Raw genomic sequence first — 10,038 nt, 5'->3', positions numbered from 1 at the left:
CCCCGCGCGCGGGTCCGGAGGCGGCTTCGCCGCCTCCACTTGACAGCGCTTCGCGCTGTCTGCTATGCGGCCCGCTTCGCGGGCCGCTGTGATCCGCTTCGCGGATCACGTCTGCGCCTGCGGCTTGAGTGGGGGAACTAGGTGGAACCCGCCAATCGGTGCACCCCTGTGGATAGCCGCGTTTCCGCAGGTCAAGCCCACTTTTCGAGGGGTTCCGGCCTCGCCGTCTGATCACATGTGATCGCAGAACCCGCCATTTGGTGCACCCTTTTTCCACATGCCGAAAATCGAACAGAGGGAGGGGGGTGCACGGGATGGCTGGTTCGGCGTTGACCAGCGGAAACGGCCGTCCGGCACCCCCTCTTGTTGGGAATGGTTCCCAACAACCTGTTCGAGTAAGAGTCACCACCTTTGTTTCACTCCTTACGGGGCGGGGTGCGCCCGTGGCCGATTCGGGGTCCATGGACCCTGTTTCTGCTGGTCAGCGCTGAATACGCCATCCCGTGCACTCTTTTCCCACACCCCGCCGGAGCGGCGAAAGTCGCTGTGCGCTCGCGTGAGCCCCTCGACCCCCGTTGCGCACTCTGGGCCGACCGCGCGCAGCTAGGCCCGGAGAGTGGCGCCTAGGCCCCTTCTCGACCCCGTTCCGGGTGACCCTGCCCGGGTGGTCGGCCGTCCGGCCCGCACGGCGCGACACTCTCAACGCAACTCACAGTTCAACTTGTAGTTGAGATGCAACCTGGCTAGTGTGGGGACCGCACCAAACGCCACGGACCGGCCGCGGCGGACCGAACGGAAGAGGCTCGAATGACCACAACTCCCGCACTCCCGATGCCCGTTGCTGAGGCGCTCGCCGAGGGTGCCCCGCGGAACCTGGGTGCGCTCGCCGGCTCGGCCACTGACCGCGGGTGGGGCGCCATGGTGGAGCGGGACGGCGACGTTTGGACGCTGGTCATTGCCACCCCGCAGGACTCCCGTACGGAGCGCTACACGTGGCGCGCGGGTAAGTGGTCGACGTCCAACCCGCGCGGCTACCGCGCGGCGCTCAACTTCTACCGGGCGGAGGCGGACGGGGCACCCCGCGCGACGGTTGCGGACGCTGCGCCGGTCGAAACCGTCGAGTGCGGGGAGTGCGCCGACGGTTCGTGCGTCGACTGTGCGGCGGAGGCTGCGGACCGTAAGGGCGCTGAAGAGTTCCGGGTGAAGGCAACTAAGGCGCACACGCGCATGTATGACGGGTTGAAGAAAGTCAAGGCTGCGCACAAGCGGGGCAACGCTGCCCAGGAACGGGCGGAGGCGGCGGCGGAGCGTGCGAGCGCTGCGGCGGCGGCGGAAGATGAGCGGCTGTCCGCGCGGGTGGCCTACGCGGACGCTCTCGTATGGTCCCTCCCCCACGGTTCCGCGGAGCGTCGCGCGGCTTTCGGTGAGTGGCTGGCCGCCCGTTGGGACGTGTCGGAGGGTCCCGCGGCGGAGGCGTGCGCGGAGGCGGATGAGTACCTGTCTCGTGTGCAGGCGAGTGCGTCGGAGGGTTGGGCCGACGATGAGCGTGCGGGTTGGGAGGACGCTCTCGAACGGGCGGAGCACGCTTACAAGGAAATGATGATCGAATACGGCACGTTCGAGCGGGAGGAACCGCGCGGCGTGATCGTGCTCCCCTCCCTGTTCGAGGCGGAAACGGCGTGGGAGATCATCCGCGCGTACTCCCGTGACCTGACTGCCCTTGTGCGCCATGCGGAGGCGGCGGCGGATGCTGCGGAGGCGGACGCCAAGCAGGTTGAGGCTTGGGCGGACGCTGCGGAGGCGGCGGAGGGGGACGACGCTGCGGACGCACTGACTCTGTTCACCCTGGGGGCCCCGGACGCGCGACAGGAAGAGTTGGCGCGTGCGCACTACGGGGTGTCGGACCGTGTGGCGGAGGCGTGGGCGGCGGACGCTGCTCCGGTCGCTCCGGTCGCTCCGGTCGCGGAGGCGGCGGAGGCTGCTCCGGTCGCTCCGCAGAGTGCGGCGGAGACTCCGGCCGAATCGACCCCCCGGACGCGGGCCCGTACGGCGCCGTCCGTGGCGGACGTCGAGTGCGCGCGTAGGGCGGCGGAGGAGTGGCCGGAAGCGATGGAAGCGCGGTCGCTCAACGACCGATACGAGGGGGAGTTCCGTCGCTCCGATCTGCTGTCGGAACTGTCCGTGTGTGGTGAGCGGTTCCCGTTCCGCTTCCATTTCGAGTCGGGCGGCGGACACACCGTGACGCTTCCGACGGGGGACGTGCGCGGTACGTGGGGTGAGGTCACGGGGTCCGCTATCGCGTACGTGATCGCGGAGCGTCCGGCGTCGGTGCTGCGCGCGACGGCCGAGACGGCGCGCGTGTACGGCATCTATGCGGAGCGGGCGGCGGAGCGGGCGGAGGAGCACGCGCGGACGGCCGTTTTGGTCGGCATGGCGCGTGCCGCTCTCGACACGGTTCGCGAGTTCGCGCAGCGCATTGACTGGGATGGGCTGACAGATGAGCAGTACGGCAGTGCCCGGGGTGCGGTCCGTGAGGCCGAACAGTGGGCGGAGCGTGCAGAGTCCGCGTACGGGCGGGGGGACGTCGACACGGCCCGTTGGGCAGCGCGTGACACTCTCGCCGTCGCGCGCTGGTTCGGGCTCGCCGCGCCGTCGGCGCAGGAGTGCGCGGAGCGCGCGCCGGAACCGCGCGCGGTTGCCGGGCGGGCCCGGCCGGAGGCGTCGGCGTTCCTGCTGCGCATCACGCGCCCGGGGTGGGAAGGACCGGCCGGAAAGGTCGAGGTTCCGACCGGCGGGGCTCCGGCCGGTAGCGGTGTGACGCCGGACGTTCCGGCGGAGGCCGAGGAGGCGGAGACCGCTCCGGAGCCGGCGCATTCTGGGGAACTTGACGCGGACACTTCAAAGGGCGACGCCACCCCCGGCGGGGAAGGGGGGTTTTCCCGGGAACTTGACGCGAACGCGTCAAAGGAGGCGGCTCCGGAGGGGGCAGGCGCGGCGACGGAGAGGGCGCCGGTAGCCGCGGTCCCGCGGGTCGTGCGCCGCGCCGACAAGATGCGGGAGGCGGAGGCGGCGGCGGACGCTGCGGAGGCGGCGGCCGGTGTGCTCGCCGAGCTGTCGGCGGAGGCGGCGCGCGTAGCCGACTGCGCTCCCGTCGGTGACGTCCGGGCCGTTGCGGCGGCGGAGGCCGCGGACGCGCGTTGGTACCGGATGGATCGGCAGGCATGGCACGCGCGCTACGTGGCCGACCGGCTGCGGACGGAGGACGAGCAGGCTCGCGCGGACGTGGAACGGGCGCGCACGGCGGCGGCGCGGCTGCTGTCGGGTGAGGTTCCGGCCGGTCGTGGCGCGTGGCTGTCGGCGGACGGCGGGGCTGTCGTGACGTTCCCCCTGTCGTGGGAGTCGGACGACAATCCGGCGGCCGATAAGGACGGCGCCTTTGTCGCGGTGCTCGCGGATGCCGTGGCCGCCCGGGATGCGGGCCGCACGCTCAAGGCGACGGACGTCCCCAGCAAGGCGAAGACGGGGCGCGGCCCCGGGGCGGAGTTCCGCGCGGCCGTGGCCACGTCCGGCCGTCCCCTGGTGGACCTGTGGAAGGCTCCCCGGATTCCGGCGGAGGGTAAGCCGCTCGGCGCCGAGACCCTCAGCGCGTGGGACATGGCCGGTGACGTGATCTCGGAGACGGAGGCCGCTCCGGGGGTGTGGCTGCCCATGGCGGCGGTCCAGCTCGCCGAAACGGCGTGCGGCAACGGATGGACGGTGGCCATGCAGCGTGAGAACGACGGCCGGACCGTGATTGTGCGGGCGGCGGGGACGGCGGAGCGGCGGGGCGAACCGGTGGCCTACGAGCTGTCGGCGGTGTGGGTCGACGGCGCATGGTGTGAGGGCCGGTCCGGGGTGTGGGTCAACGGCGGGCGGCACCGGGGCGGGGCGCCGCTGTGGCGGCCGAAGGAGCGCGGCAGGCAGGCCCCGAGCATCCTGGGCACCCTCGCGCACGCGGCGGAGGCGGGCGCGCTCGCCCCGGCCGCCCCGCCGGCGGGAGTGGTGAGCGCTCCGGCTCCGTCCGGCGTCTCCGATCCCGGGACGGCGGAGGCGTGGGACGGCGAGGGCGGCGCGGCGCCGGGCGTTGTTGCCCCTCGGCCGGTGGCGCAATCCCGGGGACTTGACGCGGACACTTCAGGCGGGGGCGTCGCCCCGGCGGTCGGCACGGCGCCGGACGGCGACACCCCGGCCCCCGTCGCGGCCGGTGCGGCGGAGGGGGAGGCGGAGGCGGCAGACATCGTCATCCGGCACACCCACGAGGACGGCACCACCGTTGAGGGGTCCGCCAAGGGTGACGGGGTGTGGGAAGCGTTGCGCGCGCTGGGTTGGACCTACCGGCGCAACCCCGGAATTTTCATCCGCGGCAGCCGCTACAAGGGCGCCGACCGGTGGAAGATCAACCGGGCCGCGGATGCGGTGCGCGCCCTCGGCCTGTCGTGCGCTGTGGTGATCGAAGAGGGCATGTCGTTCGCCGAGCGGGAGGCCGCCCGCGTGGATGCGGCCGAGGAGCGGGCGGAGCGGTACGCGGACCGGTCCGGGCGTGCGGCGGCCTCGTCGCAGTCCGCGCGGGATGCCTCGGACCGGATCGGCGAACGGTTCTGGATGGGACAGCCGATTTTGGTAGGCCACCACTCGGAGGGGCGCGCCCGCAGGGATCAGGAGCGCATGAACAACGCGATGCGCAAGAGCATCGCCGAGGGCGAGCGGGCCGGTTACTGGGCATCCCGTGCGGCGGCGGCGGAGGCTTACGAGCGGTACCGGAAGAACCCGGGGCGCACGCTGCGCCGTATCGAGAAGTTGGAGGCGGAGCGGCGCGGCGTTCTGCGGGAGCGGGACGGCGTTGACGACAAGGGCCGCGCGGCTGACGTGTGGCGGCGTGAGCCGTCCGAGGCGCGCCGGGAGGAGTTGACGTGCCGTCTGGCCGAGTACGACGAAGAGTTGACGTACTGGGCGGAGACGATCAAGGAGGCGGAGCGGCGCGGCTTCAAGGTGTGGGGTCGGGCCGACTTCGTGAAGGGTGATTTCGCGCGGTGGCGGGGGTCCTGGTACGAGGTGACCCGGGTCAACGCCAAGACGGTGACCGTGCCGCACATCCACGCCGCGTTTGACGGCGGCGCCGTCGGCGCCGTCGACGGATGCCGCGTGGTCACCCGCGCGGCAACGGCTGAGACCCGGCACAAGGGCAGCACGTACACGCTTCCCTATAACGAGGTGAGCGGGCGCATGTCGGCCGAGCAGATGCGGGCCGCCCTGGCGGGTGAGCCGGTCCCCGCCGACCCGCGCGACGTCACCCCGGAGGCCGCCGAGGTGGAGCGGGCGGCCGAGCGCCAGGACCAGGCCGCCCCGGCGTCGGTCGCGCCGCCGGCGCCGGTGAGCGCTCCGGCTCCGGCTGGTGTGTCCGACCCCGGAACCGCGGCGGCGTGGGAGGGCGACGGCGGCGCCGTGCCGGGTGTCGCTGTCCCTCGGCCGGGGGCGCAATCCCGGGAACTTGACGCAAGCACTTCAAAGAGCGATGCCACCCCCGGCGGGGAAGGGGGGTTTTCTCGGGGACTTGACGCGGACGCGTCAACTGGCCTGGCGGGTGGCGCCGCCGAGGGGGCGCCGGTCGCCCCCGTGCCGCAGGACGGTGCGGCGCTGCGTGATGCGCTGATCGCTGCGCACGGCAACGAGGATGCAATGCGGGCGGCTGACTGGTGGTGCGACTCGCACTGTGCCACCTGTGCCGACGGCCGCGAGTGCGCCGACTGCGAGACGTGCACGGCGTTCGCCGCGCCGTGGCCTGCCCGCTGGGCACGGCGCCGCGGCAAGGGCGCTCCGGAACGGCAGGTGCACATCTGCCACGGCCCCGGCGGCATGTCGGAGGGACAGCGCCTCGCCCTGGGCGGCGACGACAGCGCGGACGTGGACGCGGTGGGAATCGAGATCGAGGCGGACGCGGCGGCGACGGCGCGCGCCGCCGGGTACACGATCATTCACGCGGACGTGCGCACGGTGGACCCGCGCCACCCCGTGCTGACGACGGTTGAGCGGCTGCACTTCTCCACTCCGTGCCCCACGATCAGCAGGGGCGGGAAGGGGTCGGGGGTCAAGCCCGCCGAGGTCGAGCGGTTCATGGACGTCATGTTCCACGCGGCGGAGTGGCTCGGTCACATCGAGGTCGAGGACGTGTGCCAGGACTACGGCGGACCGCACGACTACGACCCGCAGCAGGGAGGCGACGAGTCCGGCGAAGCGGCATGGGACCCGGACACGTACGAGGGTTCATGGCAGATGGTGTGCGGCACGCACGACGAGGACACCGACGAGTGCGGCGACGACTGCACGCAGTGGATCGAGACTCAGCACTGCATGAGCGGGCGCGCCGCCGCGGTGGGCACCCCGGACGAGTTCCGCGCCGCCGCACTGGAGGCGTGCGCCGACCAGCGAACCGCGCTCATGGCGGAAGTGATCCTGTGGCCCATGGTCATGCTCAAGGGGGGCGGCGCTCTCCAGTCGGTGACCATGGAGCAGTCGGACAACCTCATGAAGTCCGCGGCCCCCCTGTGCGCGGCGATCGAAACCGAGCTCCGTGAGTCCCTGGAATTCGATTGGGTGTCGTTCCAGGTGGAATGCGCATCCCGGTACGGGGCAGCGTCGCGCCGGTCGCGTACCTGGATGGTCGCCGTACGCGACGGGGAGCCCGCGGGCGCCGTGTGCACGGCCAACCGTGACGAGGTGCACGCCTATGAGGCCGGGCTGTGGGGCGGCCGGAAGGACAAGATCCCCGCCACCCGGCCCGATATGGCGTACCGGGTTGACTTCCTGGGTGGACGTCAGCCGCTGCCCGCGCTCACCGTGGCGCAGGCGCTCGGGTGGGATTCCGGGCTCGTGGTGGACACGCGCGGCGTGCGCAGCCTCGACCCCAGGACGGGCAGGCCCAAGGGCGGCGGCTCGTTCTCGGCTGACGTGGTGTCCCAGTGCGTCACCGCCACGTGGTACGGCGCCACCCTGCGGCGGGCGGACGAGGCGCAGGGCTGCGCGTCCCTGGGGAAGGCGTTCACGCAGCAACAGCTAGCGCTGTTGGTCGGCTTCCGGTGGGATTACCCCTGGCAGCACGTAGGGCGCGGGGTCGGCATCCGGAACATGGCACAGATGGCGGCCGATGCGGTGTCGCCGTTCATGGGCATGGCCGTGACCGGCGCGACCGTCAAGCGCGCCCGACGCGTCTGGTACCGGCGCGCCCTGGCCTATCAGCGCGCTCTGTACGCGTACGCGGAACAGCTCTGGACCGACGAACAGCGGGCCCTCGTCGCCGATCACCTGCGACCCGGAGACGTGCAGGCACAGGCAGGCGTGCGCGGGTTCCCGCGGGCCCAGGTGCCCCCGATGCTCCCCGCCCCGCCGGTTCGGCTCATGCTCGAACGGGGGCCCGTACGCCTCGAACTCCCCCCGGCGGCGCCCGGCCGCGCCGTCCGGGAGTCGAGCGAGCGAGGCAACGGCCGCGCCGGTCGTACAGTGGCGGCCCGTCCCGTGGGGCGACGCCTGCCGGTAGCGGTGCCCGTCCGTGCGATGCGTGCCACGGCCCCCGGGGCAGGGGGCGCGGTGCCGCGTGAGCCGCGCTCGGCCGCGGCGGCGGCCCCTGTCGGCGGACCCCTGTCGGGTCCGGCAGAGACCCGGGGGAACGGGGGTGTTCACGCAGGTCACAGCACACGACAGGGCGCCACGCGACAGGGCACACGACAGGGCACACGACAGCTGTCCGAGGGTGCAGAGCGGGCGTTGCCGACGGGCGGGCCGGGGCGAACCCTGCCAAGGGGTGGGGGGCGGGCGCCGCCCTCCTCGGCCCGGCCCCGGGCCGGTCGGGACCTGCCGGCACTTCCTGAGACTTGACAGGAACGCGTCAATTGTCGCGTGAGGGTGCCCGGCCCTCACCGTGAGGACCGGGCACCCTCACGCGGGTCAGGTCATCGGTGGACCTTGATACAGGGGTTGCCGGACGACTTCTTGGAGACCGCGCACAGCCATGTTCCGTCGGGGAAGTTCTTGTTGATCTTCCACGAGGTCGAGGCGAACTTCGTCAGGCCGGCACTGGCGAACTTGGCCTCCTTCCACCTGGTCACGTAGGACGAGGTGGCCGCCGAACCGGTGTGCCGGTAGACGCGGAACGCCTCGCCGTTTCGCTGCCTGGTGCTCATGACGCTGATGGAGTCGACGTGCAGCCCCTTGCCCTTGACTGAGATCGACACGGCCTCGTCGGTGTCGCTCCCGCTCATCGGGACCGCCGCCGAGGAAGACGGGGCCAGGAGAACAACGGCACCCGCCGTGGCGACGGCTGACTTGATCGCAATGGTTCGCATGAACCGGCAACGACTCGGTTGATCATGAGGCAACGGGTTAGCCGACGCGCAGCTTCCGGCCCCACCGCTCGACGGCCTTGGCGTCGCAGTACTCGCACAGTGGCGAGCGGGCACCGGATCCGTACTTGTGGGTGGGGCGTCGGCAGGTGGAGCACGGGCCGATCTGGTCGCCGGGACAGGTGCGTGCGGATGTATCCGGCTCGGTGATGGGCGGCACAGGGGAAGTCATTGCGGGTCCTCGTCTCGGCGGCCGACGTCGGCCACCTCGAACGAAGAATAGAACGCCAGCCCAGCCAAGCCCGGGAGACTGGCCTCGCGGGCAGTCGGCCGACGCGCCCGGAGGATTGCGCGGGTCATCCGTCGCCACGCCGCATCTTCACTGCGGTACTAAAGATCAGGGCGTCAGATGGGCCCCTCGTCCGGGGGCTGTCCTGTCCGTTCCGGGACGCTTGACGGCGTGATGTGCCACGGTGCCGCCATGACCACCACCGGCCCGGCATCCGACCCGATCACCGCGGACGATCTCCCTATCCGTGCCCCGCTCATCCCCGGCGAGACGACCCTCTCGTACCTCTCCCGTACGGCCGCCGCCAACGGCCTTGACCTCCCCGCGCTCCTGGGGGCATTCGACGGCCTCGACCTCCCCGTCGGCACCCTCGACCCGCAGCGGGAGGAGGTCCTCCTCCCTGCCGAGGCACTCGACCGGCTCGCCGTCCTGGTCGACCGCGACCCCGAGCAACTGACCCGCGCCCTCCCCAGTACCCACCCGGACCGTGTCGCCGCCGTCCAGGCCCCGCGCATCGAGCCGTGGCCCGACGAGCTCGCCGCCGCCCCCCTCCCCGCCTGCCCGCTGTGCATGGAGCCCGGGGCGTGGCTGGCCGCCACCGGTCACAGGTGGCGGCCGTGTCCCTGCGGCCGTCGATGGCTCGCCGGGGATGACGGCGGGTACCTCGTCGACACCGGTCCCGTCCCCGATCTCGGCCGCGCTCTCCAACGGCACCGGCAGCTCGTCCACCGCCTGGGCCCGGCCGGTGACGCCCTCCTCGCGGACGCCCATCAGGTCATGCTCTGGTGGTGGGTCTCCCTCCCCCGTCGCCGCGGCCCCGGCCGCGAGGACCGGCAGGCCGTCGCCGACGTCTGGCACGCACGCGAGGACGCCCTCGGCATGACCCGGCACCGCCGCCGGGCCGCGCCGGTCGTCGTCTACCCCGAGGCCGTCACCCTCGCCGAGCTCATGTGGACGTGGGAGGAGCGGCGCAGGAGGCGCGGAGCGTCGGCCGCGGCCTGGGTCGAGAGCGTTGTCGTCGAGCTCGTGCCGGCCGGCACCCTCACACGGCAGGAGCGCGCGCCCCTCGACTACTGGCTAGAGCAGCACCGGCCCGAACCCGCCGGGAAGCCGTCCGGCCGCACGGTCGCCGACCGGCGATGGAACCGGCTCCCTCCGCTGCACCGACGGCCGACCGAGCCCGGCCCCTTCCGGGCGCCCTCCTGCCTCATGTGGGTCTACGGCCTGCCCCTGACTTCCGTCACAGCCGTATGCCCACGCTGCGACGGCCGCGCGCCGAGCTGCCGATGGGTGCCCTACCCGGAGTGCACCGGCCTGCCTGAGAAGCGCACCCGCTGACACTCCCCGGCACTACGGTGCCGACAGGACGACAGGCCG

General features: G+C 72.4%; 4 protein-coding genes. 2 read left to right on the top strand and 2 right to left on the bottom strand.

Annotated elements, in window-relative coordinates; genetic code table 11:
* Nucleotides 1-807 precede the first annotated feature (807 nt).
* Nucleotides 808-7,908, top strand: a complete 7,101-nt coding sequence (locus ACH4NX_RS37145; RefSeq protein ID WP_398130230.1) for a DUF3560 domain-containing protein — start codon at nucleotides 808-810, stop codon at nucleotides 7,906-7,908.
* 74 nt (nucleotides 7,909-7,982) lie between these two features.
* Here the strand turns inward: ACH4NX_RS37145 and ACH4NX_RS37140 are convergent, their stop codons facing one another.
* Both ACH4NX_RS37140 and ACH4NX_RS37135 read right to left on the bottom strand, forming a co-directional pair.
* On the bottom strand, nucleotides 7,983-8,291 hold the full coding sequence (locus ACH4NX_RS37140; RefSeq protein ID WP_361016681.1) for a hypothetical protein: 309 nt from the start codon (nucleotides 8,289-8,291) through the stop codon (nucleotides 7,983-7,985).
* A 121-nt stretch (nucleotides 8,292-8,412) separates the two neighbouring features.
* Nucleotides 8,413-8,604 (bottom strand): hypothetical protein, encoded by a 192-nt coding sequence (locus ACH4NX_RS37135; RefSeq protein ID WP_361016679.1) that lies wholly within the window; start codon nucleotides 8,602-8,604, stop codon nucleotides 8,413-8,415.
* A gap of 249 nt (nucleotides 8,605-8,853) precedes the next feature.
* Here ACH4NX_RS37135 and ACH4NX_RS37130 point away from each other — a divergent pair, with 249 nt between their 5' ends.
* Complete coding sequence (locus tag ACH4NX_RS37130) at nucleotides 8,854-9,999, top strand: TniQ family protein (protein ID WP_398130231.1); 1,146 nt, start codon at nucleotides 8,854-8,856, stop codon at nucleotides 9,997-9,999.
* The last annotated feature ends 39 nt before the right edge of the window (nucleotides 10,000-10,038 follow it).

It is taken from the genome of Streptomyces sp. NPDC017225 (genome assembly GCF_044331465.1).
In the GTDB taxonomy this organism is placed as follows: Bacteria; Actinomycetota; Actinomycetes; order Streptomycetales; family Streptomycetaceae; genus Streptomyces.
This window is presented reverse-complemented; position numbering and strand designations above follow the sequence as displayed.

What these genes read in the sequence shown, in the direction of transcription:
- ACH4NX_RS37145 (WP_398130230.1), top strand. Translation starts at nt 808, where the DNA reads ATGACCACAACTCCCGCACTCCCGATGCCCGTTGCTGAGGCGCTCGCC.
- ACH4NX_RS37140 (WP_361016681.1), bottom strand. Translation starts at nt 8,291, where the DNA reads ATGAGCGGGAGCGACACCGACGAGGCCGTGTCGATCTCAGTCAAGGGC.
- ACH4NX_RS37135 (WP_361016679.1), bottom strand. Translation starts at nt 8,604, where the DNA reads ATGACTTCCCCTGTGCCGCCCATCACCGAGCCGGATACATCCGCACGC.
- ACH4NX_RS37130 (WP_398130231.1), top strand. Translation starts at nt 8,854, where the DNA reads ATGACCACCACCGGCCCGGCATCCGACCCGATCACCGCGGACGATCTC.